Below are 19,524 nucleotides of genomic sequence, written 5' to 3'. Positions count from 1 at the left end.
TAATCTCGACTAATTTAGTAGGAATTATAAAAAAATTTTTTTGATTCGCAGTTTTTATTTCCATAAAAGTAAAACTCATATTTATCGTCAACTCTCATTCAAATATAATCATATAAAAATATTAATTGTATAATATTTTTCAAAAAACAAAATAGCCCACAACATTCATCAAAATATCTATCAGAATGTGTGAGCTATCATACGAGTCTCTTACTTAAGCAAGCTCATATTACTTTTATCACAATTTTTTATTTCTTTCTCTTTAACATGTACAATCCGCCAGAAACCATAGCAATACCAGAAGCACTATAAGCCAATGTACTTTCTACACCAGTTTTAGCTAAAGTACTGCCTGATTTTGATACATTACTTCCATTTGAAGAAGTTGTCCTATTAGAAGTCTTTGAGCTTGAGCTTCCAACAGTAATCGTAAATACCTGATTATTTACCTTTCCAGCCTCAACCTTGAATGTATGTTTCTTTGCATTTGAATAATTATATAGCTTATAGTAGTAATTTCCAGCTTCTAAAGCTACAACACCATTCTTACCAAGTAACTCTGCACCCTTAGAAACCTTGTCATATTCGAATATACCTTCAGAATTTGTTTTTCCTACAAACAACAGCTTTTCATTAGAGCCATCTGCATCTGTAGAATAAATTGCAATTTCCTGATTTTCAAGTGGTGTTTTTTTCTCGTTGCGAACTAGTATCTTAACCCCAGTCTTAACTTCACTTAGATTATTTCCTTGCGACTGATTGTTTTCTGATGAATTCGTGCTCTTTGAGTAGTTAACAGCCAAAGAAACAATCCTTGAAGCAACAACTTCAATAGCATACTCATTCTTTACAGGCTTCAATGTTGATGTTGAATTTTTTGGAACAACCTTATAGCTCCCACTAGGAAGTATTAGAGTTCCATTTGAAGTATCAATTATCGTATTTGAATCCTCACTAGTTCTATTTATAACATCTAAAAGCAATCCATCACTATCTGTTGTCAATGAAGCTAATCTCACATATGTTCCATTAACTTGCTTAAACAAATCAAGCGTAGCACCTTCAACAGGATTACCAGAAGCATCAACAGCATTTACAATCAATTGAGCCTTATCACTGCTCAGCTTTGAATAGGATCTTTCAATATTTGGTGCAACTCCATTAACTACAGAGAATTTAACAGGCTTCACATTTTTAACAAACCCATCTACAACTGAATCGTCAACATAATAATATGAACCATCCTTTAAATTTAAATCCCCTTTATCATCAATAACGTTGCTCACATCAAAAGAATTAAAAGCAACCACAGATTCTTTATTCAGCTTACCTTGCTCGTTAGTCTTAACAGTAAATATCTTTTTCGATGCATTATTTGTCGTTGAGTAAAAAGCAAGTGTGACACCTGATAAAGGCTTATTATCAGTCGAATTTACAACTGAGGTTATTATGCTTTCTGCATAAATATTATTTAACGTCCCCGCTGAAACAGCCATTGGAATAGCAAGTGTCATAGCCGCTAATAGATTTAACATTTTCTTATTAGTTTTCATATTGTCCTCCTAAATACTTACCCTACTCTATAATTATAAAAATAATTCAAGTATACAATTTCTTATACATTAATAATACCATAGTATAGTAAAAAGATAAATAGTATTTGACCTTAATTTTAATATTATTTGCATAATTTTAGTAAAAACCGTTAATTTGTGTTATAATTGTCTATAACTAATGGAAATTATTTGTAACTCTAGGAGGTGAATAGGTATTTTTGCCTATATTTATGAAAAAATTTATTGCAATTGTAATTATTCTAGCCGGTGTCGTATTTTTTTCGATGCCAAAAATTTCGGAGCTGCTGTTAGAAAAAAATTCAGAGGAAGTAAAAATTGAGCAGCTTTCCAACAGTGAGCTTGAAAAAAACGCTAAAAGTGGAAATAAATCATACGACCAATCGAAAATAGATCCAATAGACGTAAATGGTGTTATATTGAATAGACAGAATGCTGATATGTCCAAGATTGTAGGGCAGATGGTAATTCCTTCAATCAACAAAAACATAGCTATTTTTGATGGATTGGAAAACAACAATCTTATGTATGGTGCATGTACTATGAAGCCTAGCCAAAGGATGGGCTTAGGAAATTACTCAATAGCTGGTCACTACATGAAAAATGATAAACTTCTGTTTGGTGGACTAATGAATGTGAAAATGGGCGATTCAATTAGAATCACCAACAAGAAAAACATATACGAATATGAGGTTTTCAAAACTCTAAAGGTCACTGATGATAGAGTAGATTTAATATCTGACTCAAAAATAACAGAGTCTGACGGAAAAGCTATAGTATCATTGATGACCTGCTACTATGATGAAGCTGGATACAGATACTTTGTTATTGGTAAATTCAAAAGATTGTACCCTTATAGCCAATCGAAAATGTTAGAAGGCTTGAATTAAATAGAATAACTCGCACATCACTACAAGCATAAGAGTGTCTGTTGCGAGTTTTTTTATTTAACCTAATTTTTATTTAACCTAATGTTAACTTTTTTTAGAATTTTTACATATTTCTCTTGTCCTCAGCTCCATTTAAAATTCCCTTGTATCTTAGATATATACCTGAATATAGAATGTTTTCTATTATCGTTCTATTAAGCCTTAGATCCAAAGATAAAATATTCATCTCTAATCTAGAAAGTATCATAGAGATAAGTTTATCTACTCTAATTTTTAATGCCTCTCTGTCATTCTTATATGAAGTAAATGGATTATAAGATTTATTTTTAATATCATCATCCAAATCTGCAAACGCATCTAATATATAGATGTATTTTCCAATATTAAAACCTACATTCCTCAGACTTTGAGCATATTCATCATCCTTGTAAGAAAAAACCTCTGCCATCAGACTTCCGAATGTATTTGAAATTTCGTCTATATTTGTACTTTCTAATTTTTCCAAATCGCTCAGTCTGTCTAAATTTTCCTTTATTACCCTAGCCTTCTCAGGATATTTTTTCAAAGCAGTACCAAAGCTCTTTCTATACACTATTTCTGCTAATATGTTTTTTATTCCACCATCATCGACTACATTGTCCTGCAATTTATAATACGAAAGCAGAATATTCATGCTAGCAGCATACTCCGTTATCTCGTTAGTTATATGTTTTTTTTCTTTTAGAGGATTGACAATACAATGCTCATGATAAACCTCTGAAGCTGGCTCATATACAGATGTCAATAACACAATTAAAAAGGTAATATCATAGTTCAATGTCAATCTTGATATTTCAGTATGATTTCTCTTTAAATATTTACATAGACCACAATAATAAGCCTTATATGTTTCAAATTCTCTAAAAGTTAAATCCATTTTATTTATTCTTACATATCCAAACATTTTTACCTCTTTTACATTTTTAGTTTCTATTGGACAACACAACTGTTTTTTTATATAATATCATTATAGAAAATATAAATATTGAGTATACACTTTTTCGATTTTATTTTCAACAGCTTTTGTAATAATTTTGTTTTAAAAAATCAGTTGCATTCTATATGAAATATTTGTAGTTTAAATAATGAGTTATTTTAAACATCACTATTATTGTATAATATAGACTTGCTTGTATAAGCATGATACTTGAATAAGCTTAAAATATCATTAAGAATCGATGATATCAAATAATATAAAGATGGAGGAACGATAATTATGAACAAAGAACAAGTGATTGAAATGTTCAAAGAAGGTTTGGATTGTGGCCAAGTCGTAGCATTAGCAATCGCAGAAGAGCTTGGACTTGACAAGGAATTAGCTCTAAAAAGTGCTGCTCCCTTTGGCGGTGGAATATTTGAGGCGGATATCTGTGGCTCTTATGTTGGTGGTCTAATTGCACTTGGATTTAAATATGGGCATTCAAAGCCTGGAGATATGGAAACAAAGGGTCAAATGATTTCAAAAATTTTTCAGTACAAAGAAAAATTCAACCAACTACACCAATCACATACCTGTGCGGGAATATTAGGCTACAATCTCACTATTCCAGAAGAATCAAAAATCATAGAGGAGAAAAATTTGATGTTCACTGTCTGTCCACAATTAGTGTTGGATGTAATCGACATAGTAAAAGATTTGTAGTTTTGCATTAAAAAATATACTTATAAATTTGATTAATAGAAAAAACATAAAAAACTCACATACTCAATAAAATTGAATATGTGAGTTTTATTTTACGTACATTTTATATATACATACTATTATTCAGAGGTTGCTCCTCCACAGCTTGACCCTGCTCCTGCAGTACAACCATAGCAATGTTTACCTGTAACTATCCTTCTAGTATTTAATTCTCCGTTTTCCAAATCAAATATACTAATACTACCCTCTATTTTCATATCAACAGCTTGATTGAAATCACAGTCATACAGGCTTCCATCCCAAGATACAGAAATTTGATTTCTGCACATCATATTCTCCACTGTCTTTTGATTAAATGAGCCAAATAAAACCGACATATATTCATCTAGCAGACCATTCTCATGCAAAAAATCACCAAATCTTCCAATTGGATTGTTTGTAATAGTATATAAGCTATTAAAAACTACTCCAAATTGTGAATACAGCTTTTCCTTATATAATGACTGCATTGAATCCTGAGATGGTGGCAAAAACGCACCATTAGGATTGTACACAATATCTAGTGAAAGCTCTGGATCAATTCCATAACCAACTCCGTTTAATAACCTTAGGACTTCGATGGATTTTTCAAACACACCGTCTCCCCTTTGATTGTCAGTGTTCCTTTTTGTGTAAAAAGGTATTGAACAGACAATGTTTACCTTATTTTCCTTATACACATCAATCAAATGCTTGTATTTATCTGACAACAATATAACTAGATTACTCCTAACAATGACCCTATCAGCTAGCTTTGAACTTTCTTTTAAAAACCATTCAAAGCTGGGATTCATTTCTGGAGCTCCACCCGTTATATCTATAGTATCAAATCCATGCTTTTTAAAAACCTTTAAACAAGCTTCAAGAACCTCCTTACTCATAATTTCTTTTCTCGTTGGACCTGCACTGACATGACAGTGTTTACACTCCAAATTACAAAGTCTACCAACATTTATTTGAAGTACGGAAAGTCTTGGCAATGTTCTTAAATGAGATTTATCGTCTACCATATCATCAAAGCTGGGAATATCTATCATTTTTTCTAATTCATCAATCTTCATAACACCATCTCCATATCTACTTTATCGTCAACTTATCAGAAATATTTTTACTCTGTACTCCAAAAGCCAATGTTGCACCAGCTTTTATTGCAGCAGCTACATGAATTGCTTCCATTATTTGATCCTGATCACAACCAAAATTTAAAGCTGTATGAGTGTACGAATCAATGCAATACGGACACTGCACTGTATGTGCCACAGCCAAAGCAATCAATGCTTTTTCTCTACCTGTTAATGCCCCTTCTGCAAAGACTTCACCATAATATTCGATGAATTTATTCCATAACAAGCTTGCATCTTCTCCAATTATACCTGAACCAAATTTGTTCAAATCCTCTTTTTCAAAATAATTATTCATAATTACCTCCTCTTTTTCATCTCTTAAATATATATTATGGTTAATAAATGAATATGTCAATCAATGAAACAAAATTTAAAATTCAATAGATAATTTGTATAGTTTTCGTCAATAATATTGATATTTTATATGTAATTATTAAACACATTTAATTTGTTAAATCATTTTTTCTACAGTTCACCTCATAATCTTTTGAATATATATACATTATTATTTACGTAACAAGTGTAATAGTATATACTTTTATTATGGGTAAAATAAATACTTCTATAAAAGCTGTCATCCACAGTTTACATAGATTTCAATAAAAAATTTATCAGCTTTTTTAATTGACACTGAAAGGATATCAATATGAAACGAATATTAGTTACAGGAGCAACCGGTCAAATAGGAACAGATTTATGTTATGAATTGAGAAAAATATATGGTGAGGAAAATGTAATATCTTCAGCCAGAAACAACAAGTCTGGTATTACAGATAATTGTATTTTCCATAAACTAGATTGCAGAGACTCCAAGGGCTTTTATGAATTGGCTAAAAAATACGAGGTCGACACCATTATTCACTTGGCAGCAGTATTATCAGCTGTAGGTGAACAGAATCCGAATCTACTTTGGGACATTAATGTAAATGGGCTATATAACGCATTAGAAATTTCAAGAGAATTGAACTGCTTGCTGTTCGTACCTAGTTCAATCGGTGCATTTGGTCCAAGCACTCAAAAAGACAACACACCTCAGATTACAATCCAAAGACCTACTACGGCATATGGTATAAGCAAGGTGAGTGGTGAGTTGCTGTGTGACTACTATCATTCCAAATATGGTATTGACACTAGAGGAGTCAGATTTCCCGGATTAATTTCATACAAGGCTTTGCCAGGTGGAGGTACAACTGACTATGCGGTCCATATTTACTATGAAGCTTTAAAATCCGGTCACTATTCCTCTTTCATCGCAGAAGGAACATATATGGACATGATGTATATGCCTGACGCTGTTGACTGTATTATTAAACTGATGGAGGCTGACTCCAGAAGACTTATTGACAGAAATGCTTTCAATGTCTCTGCAATGAGCTTCGAGCCAGAGGATATAAAAAAAAGCATCCAAAGAATTATCCCTGAGTTCACAATGGATTATAATGTTGATCCAATAAGACAGGCGATTGCAGACAGTTGGCCAAACAAACTTGATGTTAGTGCGGCGAGAGAGCAATGGGGATTCAATCCAAAATTTGATTTAAACAAAATGACTGATGATATGCTTCGTCATTTAAAAAGCAAATAGGAGGAAAGTATGTTTGAAAACCTACAAAAATCCAGTAGGAAAAATCATTTAAAAGATACGATAATAAAAGTAAATAATACAACTATAGGTGGAAAGCATTTGACTATTATTGCCGGACCATGCTCGGTCGAATCTGAGGAACAAATAGTCGACATTGCAAAGGCAGTAAAAAAAAGTGGTGCCGCAATACTTCGAGGAGGTGCCTATAAGCCTAGAACTTCACCTTATGATTTTCAAGGGTTAAATGAGGATGGTTTGAAGCTTCTTAGCATTGCGAAAAAAGAAACGAATTTACCCATTGTCTCTGAAATAGTGAGTGTTAATCATCTGGATTTTTTTGATGACATCGATATTCTACAGGTTGGTGCAAGAAATATGCAAAACTTTGAACTGTTGAGAGAACTTGGAAAAGTAAAAAAAACCATCTTGTTAAAAAGAGGATTTGCCAATACTATTGAAGAATTATTGTCCAGTGTTGAATATTTGATGAGCAGTGGAAATGACAATATTATCCTTTGCGAAAGAGGTATAAGAACTTTCGAGCACGCCACAAGAAATACACTTGATCTTTCTGCAGTTGCCATGTTAAAAGAAATATCACATCTTCCGATTATCGTCGATCCTAGCCATGCAACTGGAATAGCGAGTCTTGTTAAACCAATGTCCATGGCAGGAATTGCGGCTGGTGCTGATGGGATAATGATTGAGGTTCACAATAATCCTCAAAACGCACTATCTGACGGAAAACAATCTATCACACCATACGAATTTAACGATGTCGTAAAAATATCATTAGAAATAAAAGCCTGTTATAATAGGTCAATTCTTTAAGTATTATTCAAAAATATGACGTTGATTCAATCACATAAAAAATTATTAAAGCCTTTATTGTAAACCTCATTTTTTTATAGTTTACAATAAGGGCTTTTTGTGATATACTCTTTAAGTAAAATTAATTAATTTAGGGGGTATACATTGAATACTAATTCTCAAAAAACTAGAAATATAATACTTTGTGCTTTTTTTACAGCACTTATTGCCATAGGGGCTTTTATTAGGATACCACTTCCAATTACGGTATTTACAATGCAGTTTATATTTGTTCTTCTATCTGGACTAATACTTAGACCAAAATTTGGAGCACTATCATGTATTCTGTATTTGGTAATAGGTCTAATTGGGTTTCCTATATTCTCTGAAGGCGGTGGACCAGCGTATCTACTTAAGCCAACTTTTGGATATTTGATATCATTCGCAATAACGTCATTTATAGTTGGTCTTATGAGAAAAAAGGTCGGAACAGATTCAACTCCAAAGCTATTTGTAATATGCTTGATTGGAATGTTTATTACTTACCTATTGGGTACACTTTATACTTTTTTTATACTAAACTTTGTAGCAAAAACACCAACACCATACTGGGTCTGCGTTGCAAGCTTATTTCCAGTCGTTGTGGTAAAGGATATTGTGAGTTGCTTTGTAAGTGCTGTTACAGCAAAAAAGCTTTCAAAAAAAATGTTATTATAAGCCTTATTTTAATATATTAAGATAAAAATACGTAAAAGCAAAAATGCTTTTACGTATTTTTTGACAATGTATAATTTAATGCTGTACAAACTATATATTAACCACATAATATCCACAACAATCATAAAAGCTTCATCATAATATGGCAACCTTTATTATCAAGCTATATCAAATGCTCTGGATGCGGATCTTCCTTTACTTCTTCCTCATAATGCTTATTATCCAATAAATATTTTCTAATCACGAAAAGTCCGGCTATTGCTATCACGCCAATAAAAATCTCTGAAATGCCACTTCCTTTTGGAACTAACAGCATCTTTCTAGCAATACCATACAAAAGCACTTCTAATAGTGCAGTTTGCTTTCTTAGCGTCAACATAACTGCTATTTCAACACCGATTACCAACAGCAATATCTGAGCAAAAATACCGTTAATCTGCTCATAATCTATTGGCTGATTAAAATTTACAATATAAGTCGTATAAATTATTCTCAATGTATCAAAAATACCTAAAGTAACTGCAACTAAAATTACTAGAGACAGCAACACCTCCAAAAAATATGACGTTTTCAAAATAAACCTTCTTTTTTTCTTGTTATCCATCAATCCTATTACCCTTCCCTTATAGCAAATTCATATTCTGTTATTCAAAATTATATAATATTTATTTAACAATTTCTGATAAACTATCAAACTAACAAACAACAATAATTTTACTTTTCTATTATACCATTCTTTTTTTAAAAATAGAATAATATTTATTTATCAAAATTAATTGACTAGTCAACTAAAATGTTATATACTTAAAAATAGTTGTTTAATCAACCATTAATTTAAAAGCACATTAACGCCGTAACTAATGTAAAACACAATATTTAACGTAGCAATAAAATTATCAACTATAAATTCGGAGGAAAACTATGATAAACAATCTAGGAAGATTGATTTCTATCCTATATAGAAAAGGCAATATTTACAAAAACATAATTCTAGATGACTTTAATATCACTGCAGCTGAGCAACCATTTCTCTCTTCACTTTTCAATGAAGATGGTGTATCTCAGGAATATTTATCATCAAAGCTTTTACTTGACAAAGCCTCTACTACAAGATCGCTTCAGTCGCTTATTAATAAGGGATATATCAAAAAAAAGAAAGACGATAATGATAAAAGAATAAATAGAATATTCTTGACTGAAAAATCTAAATCAATAGAAAAGGATATCAAAGCTCGTTTGGAAAATTGGAACGATATTTTAACATCAGATTTGAATGAAAGCGAAAAAGAAATAGCATATTTGATATTAAACAAAATGGTGAACAATCTGAACAGCTGTAAAAGTGAATAAAAACAATTTATCACGCAGCTAGCAAAATACTATTACAAATACAAAATATTAATATAAATTTAAGAGGTGAAAAAATGGAAAGTACTATACAAAAAGAGAACCCAATTGGCACGGAGAAAGTTTCCAGGCTATTGTTTCAGTTTTCAGTACCGGCAATTATTGGAATGACTATCAATGCGTTGTACAACATCGTCGATAGAATATTTATCGGTAATAGCCCAGACCTGGGTGCAATTGGGCTTGCTGCCATCACAATTTGCTTTCCCATAATGATAATAATTATGGCTGTGGGAATATTATTCGGAGTTGGCGGTGCAACTGTATTCTCTATTAACCTTGGCAAGGGTGATATAGAAAGGGCAAACAAAGCAATATCTAATGCTACAACACTTTTGATAGTCTTTGGACTATCAATTACTATAATCGGAGAAATATTTTTGAAGGATTTGTTAATCGCATTTGGAGCAAGCAAGGCAATGCTTCCATACTCGGAAGAATATCTGAGAATAATCCTTTTGGGGGCACTATTCCAAGTTTTGACAATGGGTATGAATAATTTTTTGAGAGCAGATGGAAAACCAAAATTGTCGATGACTACAATACTAATAGGTGCAATCATAAATACAATTTTAGATCCAATTTTTATTTACATATTTAGAATGGGAATGACTGGTGCAGCACTTGCAACCATTTTCTCTATGTTTGTTTCAACGCTTTGGGGATTATATCATTTCTTAAAAAAAAGTAACCCACATAGAATAAGACTCAAAAATATGAAGCTAGACACTAAACTTACCATTGAAATAATTTCTCTGGGTATACCAGGATTTTTACTTCAGTTATCAGGTGGACTATTATCCGCAATATTAAACTCTTCGTTGCTTAAATACGGTGGAGATATAGCAGTTTCAGCCATGGGAATTGTAAATAGCATTCAAAATCTATTAATACTTCCAGTTGTAGGGCTTAATCAGGGACTACAGCCAATAGTGAGCTTTAACTATGGAGCAAGACAACACACCAGAGTTAAGGAAGCTGTTTTATTAGGAATAAAAGTGGCTTCCATAATTTCGATTGTAGGCTTTCTAGTAGGTCAGATTTTTCCGAAATTCATGGTATCACTCTTCAACCAAGATTCTAACCTATTAAATTTCGGTGAAAATGCAATGAGAACTTGGTTTAAGATGACTTTTTTGGCTGGATTCCAAATTATTGCCGCAAATTTTTTTCAAGCAATAGGAAAGCCTGCAAAAGCAATGATATTGACTCTTACAAGACAGATTCTTGTACTTATACCATGCATTATTATTTTCTCTAGGCTTTGGGGATTAAATGGAATACTGTATGCAGCACCGTTTGCAGATTTGACATCTACAACTATTACAGCAATATTTTTTATAAGCTTTATAAGAAAATATAGCTTGACATCTAGTGAAAAATTATTCGAAAACTAAATTAAAATAAAACTTTAATGCGTTTTTAGTAGTCTCTCACTACTTATAAAAATATCCTAAAAAAGCTCGCATATTTATACAAAATATGCGAGCTTTTTTATTTTACATTCCTTACTATTTTTCAATTGTTTCCTTTTTTCAATCCTACTTATTCTTCAATAGCATAATAAACCCAACCATGAATAATATCAATAGACTCAAAACACCATTCTTCACATTTCCAGTAATCTGAGTAATTACTCCAACTAATGCAGGTCCCATTATAGCTGCAAATTTACCAAATATATTGTAAAATCCGAAGTATTCATTTGAATTTTCCTTTGGTATTATTTTTGCAAAATAAGATCTACTAAGTGCCTGAATACCACCTTGTGAACTTGCTACCAGCATTGATAATAGCCAGAACTCTCTCGCAGATTTCATAAAATAAGCAATAACGCAAATAGCCATGTATATAAATATTGCTACAAAAAGCATATTCTTTCCATTGTATCTTTGAGCAAGCTTACCATAAATCAAAGCAAATGGGAATGCTACAAATTGAGTTACTAAAAGGATAATTAAAAGTGTTGTCGAATCTATACCTAAAGTAGTACCAAAGCTTGCAGCCATTCTTATTATCGTATCTACTCCATCTATATAGAAAAAATATGCAATGAGAAATACCAATACTTTTTTATCCTTGATTATCTTGACTAAGCTTTCTTTGAATTCTACAAAAATCCCCTTAATATCAAATTCCGACCTTGGCTTTCCATGCACCTGTTCTACATTTTTCATCATTGGCAATGTGAACAAAAACCACCAAAGTCCTGTGATGACAAATGATATTTTTGTAGCTGTAATGGAGCTTATACCTATCATTCCATTTTGAACTGCCATAATTATACCAATACAGATTATAAATGGAATCGTACTCCCTATATATCCGTACGCATAACCATATGTCGAAACTGTATCCATTCTATCCACTGTCGTAATATCGGTTAAAAATGAATCGTAAAATACATTGCTCAGCGAATAACCTATCATTGAAATTACATAGGTTAAAAGCAATGGAATCCAATATCCATATGGAATAAAAGCCATAACCCATGTGAAAATAACTCCAGCGAATGTAAAAATGCTAAAAAATTTCTTCTTGACCCCCATGTAGTCAGCAACTCCCCCCATCAAAGGAGAAAGCACCGCCACTATCAAGGAAGCTATTGAATTTGTGTAGCCCCAGTATGATGTTGCCAATTCCTTAGTCAATCCCGCATCATTTACCATGTTTGTAAAATATATCGGCAAAATAGTTGACACCACTGTCATCGTAAATGCTGAATTGGCCCAGTCATATAAAGCCCAGCTCAGTTCTTTTTTATTCATTTTTAACACATCATACCTCCAAAAATTCTGTCATTACTCTTCCTTGAACATTATCCATTTCAAATCCGAGTATACTTGCAAATGTTGGACCTTCATCTACCAAATTCATCTGATCCACAAACACGCCCTTTTTTATATCTTTACCTGAAACAAAAAATACTGTCTCATAATCTTTTTTCGTGTATGGATTATATCCATGATTGTTCTTATATATTTTCTTTTCAAAGCTCTTTGCAATCTCTGTTTGCACCACAGCTTCGTCTCTAACAGGATTCAAGAAGAAATATCCTTCTGAAGCTTCTATCATAAATCTACAGCTATCATCTGCACCCATTTCTCTTGCTTGCTCCCGAGTGTAAACAGCCTCTATTATTTTATCCTGCACCAACGGTTTGATAATTTCCAGTAAAGCATTGTCATCAATTTCATCATCTGCATAAATATAACCCGCTCCGTCAGCAGATTTACAATACGCTCTCTTATTAATTATCAATCCCTTGTCATCATACTCAAGCAATCCAGCATCGCCAAATAACTTGTTCACATATACATTACTGTGAATATCCCTACTACTGTGGTCACCAAGTATAACGATTACCGAATCATCGTATATGCCAATGCTTTTCAATCTGTTCACTATATCTCCAAGCCTCTTATCCAATCTTACTAAGGCTTCTCTTGCCTCTTTTGAATCAAATCCGTACTCATGTCTTTGAGAATCTAAATCTATATAGTGAACCATATTTATATCTACTTTATAATTCTCCAGTGAGTACAAAAAAGATTCATGTGAAAAATTGTCCAATTCCGGCTCGCTTACTCCATTCCTTAGATGTCCAAATCTTTTATTAAGGTTATATTGAAACATCGGACTACCATTCATCAATGAAACCATTATTTGATTTTGCCATTTCCTATTTGCAAAAATCTCAGGCATATTATATTTTATATATTTCGATCCAGCTGAAACCGGCCAAAACAAAGATAAAATCGAATATCCATTTTTATACGCAAGCTTTTGAAATGTGTCTACCTTAATATCTTTTTCATGCCAAAACCAATCTGGACTTTCTTTATCCATCTGATCCTTTGTGTTATTCACAATACCATGGACATATGGGTAGACTCCTGTAGTAATAGATGTATGAGCACAATAAGTAATACTTGGATAGACGCTCAAAACACTCATACAGCCAGAAGCTTCTTTAATATATTCAGAAAATGCTGGCAAAGTTTTCATAAACTCAATGTCCACTTTTGATAACCCATCAAAAGACAGAATATGTAAGTATTTTTTCTTCATATTACTCCTCCATCTCACTTGAGAAAATAGCTGCTCCTATTGCACCGGCGAACCTTGCTTGAGGACAGCTTTCAACTATAGATTCCAAAGCCTCAGACAATTTTCTTATGAAATATTTATTATCGCAAAAGCCTCCAGTTAATATATAATTTTCCGCTGGTATTTGACTCGCCAGTTGAACAACCTTTGTCACTACCGAGTTAATCACACCATTTGCAATATCCTCTCTAGGAGTCCCTTGTCCAATTAGGCTAATCACTTCAGATTCAGCAAAAACTGTACACATTGAGCTAATTGAAATATCGTTTCCATTGGATGCTAGTCCCTCTAATTCTTCTAATGTCAAACCCAATCTATTTGACATTATCTCCATAAATTTACCAGTTCCTGCAGAACATTTATCATTCATGATAAATTTCATCACCCTTCCTCTTTTCAGGGAAATGACCTTCGTATCCTGACCTCCTATATCTATCACAGTCGCATTTTTTTTAAAAATAAAGTCAGCCCCCTTACCATGACAGGTTATCTCTGTCATCACTTGATCAGCAAAAGGAACAGAAATTCTCCCATATCCAGTGGCAGTTATTTTTGATTTTTCGATATCTATACCATCCCCAAGCAGAATATTTTTTATTAATTCCGCAGTTTCTTTTGAATTGTACCCAGATGGAATCATGAAATTTTTTTCAATTTTTCCATCCTTCATTATGGAAACCTTGGCACAACTTGAACCAATATCTATACCTATATTATGCATTTACTCCTCCAAAATTTTTCCAATAAACTAAATATCATATCTTTCCATCCCCCACCAATTAGGCATTAGTTCTTCCAGAGTAATAATCTCTCGGCTTTCGTAATCGATTAAAATTTCCATTTTTGAATTCAAATTAGAAAGCTGCATAAAAAACTCCCTGCAAGCTCCACAAGGTATTGACGTACTACCTTTTTCTGGTGGTCTATCTCTAAATACAATTAATCTTTTTACGATTTTTTGTCCGCTATCAGAATACATTTTTATAGCTGCAGTTCTTTCTGCACATAAATCAGCCACACCACAATCACCTTCTATTGAAAATCCAGTATATATTGTTCCATCCTTAGCCTCTAATGCACAAACTACCTTTTTCACATTAATAAATGGAGATATTTGTTCTGGAGAGTAAATTTCTTTTGCTCTTTCATACAACTCTTCCCAAATATCTACTTTACCACTATAATCTTCCATTTACACCACCTCCATTTGAAGATTGGCCACACACATTATTATAATATAATTAGGTTCGACTATCAATATGTTATAAAACTCAAGTACCAGTATTGCATTAAAACAAAGAAATAAAATCACAAAATTAAATTATAAATAAAATATATAAAATAGAAAAATTTCTAACCAATAAAAAAAGTATCCTAGCATTCACATTGCAAGAGTGAAATACAGGATACTTTTTTATCGAATTTTATAGTCTACATCAAGTATTTTTATACAATACGCTAATTATCGAGCTTTTGGTCTCCTCCAAATACCGTAAATCATACCTGATATAACTGTTCCTATTGCAATTGACAACAAGAAGAATATTACGTGGTTAGGTTGCATTACAAACGATACAAGAGCACCACCATGTGGAGCCGGAGCATTGACGCTCCATAGCTGTGTTAGACCACCAGCTATTGCAGCACCAACAACTGAGCTACCAATTACCCTTACAGGATCAGCAGCTGCAAAAGGAATAGCACCCTCTGTGATAAATGTCAATCCAAGTATCCAGTTCGTTAGTCCTGACTGTTTTTCTTTTTCATCGAATTTATTTTTAAAAACTGTAGTTGCAAGTGCGATTGCCAAAGGTGGAACCATACCACCAGCCATAACTGCAGCCATCAAATTACCCATATTTGTGCTAGTAAACACACCTATTGAGAACGTGTACGCAGCTTTGTTTACAGGTCCCCCCATATCCACAGCCATCATTCCACCAAGAACAGCACCCAGCAATATTGCATTACCTGTTCCCAAATGAGTTAATGAATTGTTCATAGCTGTATTTATTACTGAAAATACAGGAATCACTCCCACAAACATTATTAGTCCAGTTATCAACAAACCAAATACAGGATAAATTATCATTGGCTTTATTCCTTCAAGAGACTTTGGTAGTCCAGAGGTTAATTTCTTTAATCCCAGTATCACATAACCCGCTATAAAACCAGCAGCCAACCCGCCTAAGAAACCAGCACCTTGTTGTGCAGCCATCAAACCACCGACCATACCAGGCATCAAACCTGGTCTATCTGCAATACTCATTGCAATATATCCGGCTAATATAGGTATAAGATATGTAAATGCACCATTGCCACCGATATCCATCAAGAACTTATAAATCTGACTCTCAGCACCAAATGAGCTTTCCGCCATAAACGATATCGCAATCAATATACCTCCACCAACAACAAATGGCAACATATGTGAAACACCATTCATCACATCTTTGTATATCTTGCTTCCAATTGAGTTTTTTTCATTTTGCTTAGCTGAGGAAGTGTTTTCTTCAGTAGTTTCATATACTGCACCCTCACCATTTAGAGTCTTTGTTATCAATTCTTCTGGATTTCTAATTGCCTCACTTACAGGAGTTTTTATCAGCTTCTTACCTTTAAACCTTGCCATTTCAACATTTTTATCCGCAGAAACAATTACCCCTACAGCCTTTTTTATTTCTTCATCTGTCAGTACGTTTTTTGCTCCGTCACTTCCGTTAGTTTCCACTCTTATGCTAACACCCATTTTTTCAGACTTTGACAATAGAGCATCTTCCGCCATATATGTATGCGCTATTCCAGTTGGGCAAGCAGTAACGGCAACTATTAGAGGCTTTTCGTTGTCCATTGATGATTTCGATTTTTCCTCTTTTTTCTTCTTTTCTTCATTCAACTGAGCTTCACCCGATTCTATCAATTCAAGCACTTCCTCTGGCGTATCTGCTTCTTTTAGCGATTCAATAAAATTCGGCTGCAACAGAAGCCTTGACAGACTAGCCAATGTTTCAATATGAGTGTTGTTTGCATCCTCCTCTGCAGCTATCATAAAGAATAAATATGCTGGCTGACCGTCCAATGAATCATAGTCAATCCCTACTTTACTCCTTGCAAAAAGAACACAAGGAGTATTCACTGCCTTTGTCTTTGCATGGGGCATTGCTATTCCGTCGCCAAGACCAGTAGAAGAAAGCTCTTCTCTATTCAGTATTTCTTTTCTGAATTCTTCATCATCATTAATTATTCCATTAACCTTTAGCTTTTCAATCATTTCATCGATAACTTCATGCTTAGAGCTTGAGCTAAGATCCATTATCATTATTTCCTTTTTCAATAAATCTGAAATTTTCATATTTTCTCCTCATAAAAATTAACTATTCAATACAAATCATTCAGCAATACAATTAAATAAGTATTTCCTTTCAATCTGTAACACTAATTTACATAAATTGACAAACCTAGCAATCTTCTACAACAACCTTTCTTAATATATTTTCTACACTTTCCTTGTCAGCTATATCTTCGCAAAAAGCAGTTGCAGTACCACAAGCCACAGAGAATTTAAAGCTATCAATTGGACTTTTACCAGATTTTAAGCTTCCAACAAATCCTGCCAACATAGAATCACCTGCTCCAACAGAGTTTACAAGTTCTCCTTCAACCCTTGGTGAAAAATATACCTCATCATTGTCAAAGAATAGAGCACCATTTGCCCCCATCGAAACTATTACATATTTTGCCCCCAATTCCAAGCATTTCTTCCCATACGGTATGACATCATCTTTGCCATTAAATGTTTTCCCAAATAGCTCTCCAATTTCATCAATATTTGGTTTTATTAAAAGAGGCTTGCTTTTTATTGCTCTCATCAATGCACTTCCAGATGTGTCAATCACAAAATCAACTCCCTTTGTTTTACAAATATCGATTATCTGATCAACTATATCCTCATCCAATCCAGGTGATGAGCTTCCAGAAATAATCACAGTATCGTTTTTATCAATTCCGTTAATTTTGTCTAGAAACAACTGCTGCTCTTGCTTTTTAATGCTTGAACCTCTACCATTGATTTCACTTTCTGTAAAACCTTTTAGCTTCACATTTATTCTCGTATTATCTTCAACAAAAATAAAATCGTGTGGCAGACCCAAATTATCAAACCAATCCGATATATATTTTCCTGTAAAACCTCCCAAAAATCCGGTCGCAGTATTTTCAATACCGACATTAGTCAACAATTTAGATACCATAATTCCCTTACCGCCAACATTTATATAATCCTTGGTAGACCTATTGAGACTTCCCTCAACAAAGCTGTCTACATGAACTATATAATCTATTGACGGATTTAAAGTAACTGAATATATCATATACAAAACCTTTCAAAATAATATAACTTACCTTATCATCTAACTTTAAGAGAATTATATCACGATTTTAGACTTTAATCAATCATTTTCTATCATTTTCTTTTACTTTCTATCATATTTTTATTCAATTTTATAAATTAAGAATAATTTCTATCAATTTCTATCATAACAATGTTAAGTTAAGATTTATACTCAGCCTATATTTCAATTATTGTAGCTATATCAATTATTCTTTTATCTATTTTGTAGTCTGATTTATTTGTGACTATTGTAACATCGTCCAAATCACAAATTTTCGAAAAAGAAACTGATCCAAATTTACTTGAATCAACAACAACATATGAGTCCTTTGACAAATCTATTGCAAGTTTCTTGATAACTGCCTCACTATCATCAGGAGTTGTAATTGCCGACTTGAATGTTATCCCATTCGCACCGATAAATGCTTTTGTAAACCTAAATTTTAGCATATTGAGTACCGATTGTTCACCTATTACCGTCTGAGTTTTATGTTTAACTTCTCCTCCCAGTAAATATGTCTTTACATTGTTTTCAACAAGCTTTTGAGCATTGTATACGCCATTTGTAACTACCGTTAGCCTCTTCCCAGATAAAAATGGTATCATTTCTAAAGTTGTAGTTCCAGAATCCAGATAAACATAATCCCCATCCTCAATTAAATCCGCACAGTATTTTGCAATTGCCCTTTTTTCTGTCAAAAACCTTTCTGTTCTCTCATCTATTGAATAATCCAGTGTAAAGCTTCCATTTACAGCAACAGCTCCACCATGAACTCTTTTCAATAATCCCTTTGCTTCTAGCTCATCCAAATCTCTTCTTATAGTAGATTCGCTGGCGTCAAGAATCTTCACCAGATCTTTCAATTTCAATATACTTTTTTCAGACAACATATTTACAATAATCGATTGTCTTTCTTCAGTTAGCAAATCTATCACCACCATTTTCTAAAAATATTATATTCTGTTTTCTATCATTCTATCATTTTTTTACAATTTTATGACCTCATTTTTCCAACAACTACATTTTACCATAATTGTACTACTACTTTCCACCGTCAAATATTTATAAAAGCTTTTAAGGGATTGATAATTATCAATAAAAAAAATATAATGTTAATATACAAAAATATATTGTTGATATACAAAAATATATTGTTGATATGCAAAAAGATATTGTTAATATGTAAAATATAATGT

Annotated in this window: 19 protein-coding genes; 7 read left to right on the top strand and 12 right to left on the bottom strand. The window is 32.8% G+C overall.

All coding sequences use genetic code 11. The annotated features are described in order from the left end of the window. Nucleotides 1-248: 248 nt before the first annotated feature. Nucleotides 249-1,553, bottom strand: coding sequence for an LPXTG cell wall anchor domain-containing protein (locus BM120_RS08745; protein ID WP_091995132.1), 1,305 nt, complete (start codon nt 1,551-1,553; stop codon nt 249-251). A gap of 233 nt (nt 1,554-1,786) precedes the next feature. Here BM120_RS08745 and BM120_RS08740 point away from each other — a divergent pair, with 233 nt between their 5' ends. Then, the gene (locus tag BM120_RS08740; RefSeq protein WP_091995129.1) at nt 1,787-2,464 is read left to right on the top strand and encodes a class A sortase; all 678 of its coding nucleotides are present in this window, start codon (nt 1,787-1,789) and stop codon (nt 2,462-2,464) included. Nucleotides 2,465-2,567: 103 nt separating this feature from the next. Here the strand turns inward: BM120_RS08740 and BM120_RS08735 are convergent, their stop codons facing one another. Continuing rightward, nucleotides 2,568-3,407: a DUF5685 family protein gene (locus BM120_RS08735; protein WP_091995127.1), complete on the bottom strand. Its 840-nt coding sequence runs from the start codon at nt 3,405-3,407 to the stop codon at nt 2,568-2,570. Nucleotides 3,408-3,719: 312 nt separating this feature from the next. Here BM120_RS08735 and BM120_RS08730 point away from each other — a divergent pair, with 312 nt between their 5' ends. Continuing rightward, on the top strand, nt 3,720-4,145 hold the full coding sequence (locus BM120_RS08730; RefSeq protein ID WP_091995125.1) for a C-GCAxxG-C-C family protein: 426 nt from the start codon (nt 3,720-3,722) through the stop codon (nt 4,143-4,145). A 119-nt stretch (nt 4,146-4,264) separates the two neighbouring features. Here the strand turns inward: BM120_RS08730 and arsS are convergent, their stop codons facing one another. Further along, a complete protein-coding gene (gene arsS, locus BM120_RS08725; RefSeq protein ID WP_091995122.1) occupies nt 4,265-5,245 on the bottom strand; it encodes an arsenosugar biosynthesis radical SAM (seleno)protein ArsS in 981 nt (326 codons plus the stop codon). A gap of 16 nt (nt 5,246-5,261) precedes the next feature. Next, complete coding sequence (locus tag BM120_RS08720) at nt 5,262-5,603, bottom strand: arsenosugar biosynthesis-associated peroxidase-like protein (RefSeq protein WP_091995119.1); 342 nt, start codon at nt 5,601-5,603, stop codon at nt 5,262-5,264. A gap of 351 nt (nt 5,604-5,954) precedes the next feature. Between BM120_RS08720 and BM120_RS10755 the strand changes: the two genes are divergently transcribed. From BM120_RS10755 to BM120_RS08710, 3 genes are all read left to right on the top strand, one after another. After that, a complete protein-coding gene (locus BM120_RS10755) occupies nt 5,955-6,893 on the top strand; it encodes an NAD-dependent epimerase/dehydratase family protein (protein ID WP_143076533.1) in 939 nt (312 codons plus the stop codon). A gap of 9 nt (nt 6,894-6,902) precedes the next feature. After that, a complete protein-coding gene (gene aroF, locus BM120_RS10750) occupies nt 6,903-7,724 on the top strand; it encodes a 3-deoxy-7-phosphoheptulonate synthase (protein WP_143076532.1) in 822 nt (273 codons plus the stop codon). A gap of 144 nt (nt 7,725-7,868) precedes the next feature. Beyond that, entirely contained in the window at nt 7,869-8,420 is a 552-nt protein-coding gene (locus BM120_RS08710; RefSeq protein WP_242941594.1) for a biotin transporter BioY, read from the top strand. Nucleotides 8,421-8,583: 163 nt separating this feature from the next. On the opposite strand, the gene BM120_RS08705 is transcribed toward BM120_RS08710, so the two are convergent. After that, the gene (locus BM120_RS08705) at nt 8,584-9,024 is read right to left on the bottom strand and encodes a hypothetical protein (RefSeq protein ID WP_091995116.1); all 441 of its coding nucleotides are present in this window, start codon (nt 9,022-9,024) and stop codon (nt 8,584-8,586) included. Between the two features lie 317 nt (nt 9,025-9,341). Here BM120_RS08705 and BM120_RS08700 point away from each other — a divergent pair, with 317 nt between their 5' ends. Both BM120_RS08700 and BM120_RS08695 read left to right on the top strand, forming a co-directional pair. Further along, complete coding sequence (locus BM120_RS08700) at nt 9,342-9,770, top strand: MarR family winged helix-turn-helix transcriptional regulator (RefSeq protein WP_091995114.1); 429 nt, start codon at nt 9,342-9,344, stop codon at nt 9,768-9,770. Nucleotides 9,771-9,844: 74 nt separating this feature from the next. Beyond that, nucleotides 9,845-11,224, top strand: coding sequence for an MATE family efflux transporter (locus BM120_RS08695; RefSeq protein WP_091995111.1), 1,380 nt, complete (start codon nt 9,845-9,847; stop codon nt 11,222-11,224). A 144-nt stretch (nt 11,225-11,368) separates the two neighbouring features. Here the strand turns inward: BM120_RS08695 and BM120_RS08690 are convergent, their stop codons facing one another. From BM120_RS08690 to BM120_RS08660, 7 genes are all read right to left on the bottom strand, one after another. Beyond that, on the bottom strand, nt 11,369-12,595 hold the full coding sequence (locus BM120_RS08690) for an MFS transporter (RefSeq protein WP_207645712.1): 1,227 nt from the start codon (nt 12,593-12,595) through the stop codon (nt 11,369-11,371). Nucleotides 12,596-12,605: 10 nt separating this feature from the next. Next, nucleotides 12,606-13,898: an alkaline phosphatase family protein gene (locus BM120_RS08685; RefSeq protein ID WP_091995107.1), complete on the bottom strand. Its 1,293-nt coding sequence runs from the start codon at nt 13,896-13,898 to the stop codon at nt 12,606-12,608. Between the two features lies 1 nt (nt 13,899). Further along, nucleotides 13,900-14,658, bottom strand: a complete 759-nt coding sequence (locus BM120_RS08680) for an acyl-CoA dehydratase activase (RefSeq protein WP_091995104.1) — start codon at nt 14,656-14,658, stop codon at nt 13,900-13,902. Between the two features lie 27 nt (nt 14,659-14,685). After that, complete coding sequence (locus BM120_RS08675) at nt 14,686-15,129, bottom strand: cytidine deaminase family protein (RefSeq protein ID WP_091995101.1); 444 nt, start codon at nt 15,127-15,129, stop codon at nt 14,686-14,688. A 270-nt stretch (nt 15,130-15,399) separates the two neighbouring features. Further along, complete coding sequence (locus BM120_RS08670) at nt 15,400-17,289, bottom strand: PTS fructose transporter subunit IIABC (protein ID WP_091995098.1); 1,890 nt, start codon at nt 17,287-17,289, stop codon at nt 15,400-15,402. A gap of 106 nt (nt 17,290-17,395) precedes the next feature. Further along, a complete protein-coding gene (gene pfkB, locus BM120_RS08665) occupies nt 17,396-18,307 on the bottom strand; it encodes a 1-phosphofructokinase (RefSeq protein WP_091995095.1) in 912 nt (303 codons plus the stop codon). Between the two features lie 197 nt (nt 18,308-18,504). Further along, nucleotides 18,505-19,263, bottom strand: coding sequence for a DeoR/GlpR family DNA-binding transcription regulator (locus tag BM120_RS08660; RefSeq protein WP_242941596.1), 759 nt, complete (start codon nt 19,261-19,263; stop codon nt 18,505-18,507). Nucleotides 19,264-19,524: the final 261 nt, after the last annotated feature.

The sequence above is a fragment of the Peptostreptococcus sp. D1 genome (assembly GCF_900112955.1).
Classification (GTDB): Bacteria; Bacillota; Clostridia; order Peptostreptococcales; family Peptostreptococcaceae; genus Peptostreptococcus.
The sequence above is the reverse complement of the archived record's forward strand: the minus strand, read 5'-3'. Positions and strand labels throughout refer to the sequence as shown.

Bases quoted from the DNA above. Each gene is read 5' to 3' on its own strand.
- BM120_RS08745 (WP_091995132.1), bottom strand. From the start codon at position 1,553: ATGAAAACTAATAAGAAAATGTTAAATCTATTAGCGGCTATGACACTT.
- BM120_RS08740 (WP_091995129.1), top strand. From the start codon at position 1,787: ATGAAAAAATTTATTGCAATTGTAATTATTCTAGCCGGTGTCGTATTT.
- BM120_RS08735 (WP_091995127.1), bottom strand. From the start codon at position 3,407: ATGTTTGGATATGTAAGAATAAATAAAATGGATTTAACTTTTAGAGAA.
- BM120_RS08730 (WP_091995125.1), top strand. From the start codon at position 3,720: ATGAACAAAGAACAAGTGATTGAAATGTTCAAAGAAGGTTTGGATTGT.
- arsS (WP_091995122.1), bottom strand. From the start codon at position 5,245: ATGAAGATTGATGAATTAGAAAAAATGATAGATATTCCCAGCTTTGAT.
- BM120_RS08720 (WP_091995119.1), bottom strand. From the start codon at position 5,603: ATGAATAATTATTTTGAAAAAGAGGATTTGAACAAATTTGGTTCAGGT.
- BM120_RS10755 (WP_143076533.1), top strand. From the start codon at position 5,955: ATGAAACGAATATTAGTTACAGGAGCAACCGGTCAAATAGGAACAGAT.
- aroF (WP_143076532.1), top strand. From the start codon at position 6,903: ATGTTTGAAAACCTACAAAAATCCAGTAGGAAAAATCATTTAAAAGAT.
- BM120_RS08705 (WP_091995116.1), bottom strand. From the start codon at position 9,024: ATGGATAACAAGAAAAAAAGAAGGTTTATTTTGAAAACGTCATATTTT.
- BM120_RS08700 (WP_091995114.1), top strand. From the start codon at position 9,342: ATGATAAACAATCTAGGAAGATTGATTTCTATCCTATATAGAAAAGGC.
- BM120_RS08695 (WP_091995111.1), top strand. From the start codon at position 9,845: ATGGAAAGTACTATACAAAAAGAGAACCCAATTGGCACGGAGAAAGTT.
- BM120_RS08690 (WP_207645712.1), bottom strand. From the start codon at position 12,595: ATGAATAAAAAAGAACTGAGCTGGGCTTTATATGACTGGGCCAATTCA.
- BM120_RS08685 (WP_091995107.1), bottom strand. From the start codon at position 13,898: ATGAAGAAAAAATACTTACATATTCTGTCTTTTGATGGGTTATCAAAA.
- BM120_RS08680 (WP_091995104.1), bottom strand. From the start codon at position 14,658: ATGCATAATATAGGTATAGATATTGGTTCAAGTTGTGCCAAGGTTTCC.
- BM120_RS08675 (WP_091995101.1), bottom strand. From the start codon at position 15,129: ATGGAAGATTATAGTGGTAAAGTAGATATTTGGGAAGAGTTGTATGAA.
- BM120_RS08670 (WP_091995098.1), bottom strand. From the start codon at position 17,289: ATGAAAATTTCAGATTTATTGAAAAAGGAAATAATGATAATGGATCTT.
- pfkB (WP_091995095.1), bottom strand. From the start codon at position 18,307: ATGATATATTCAGTTACTTTAAATCCGTCAATAGATTATATAGTTCAT.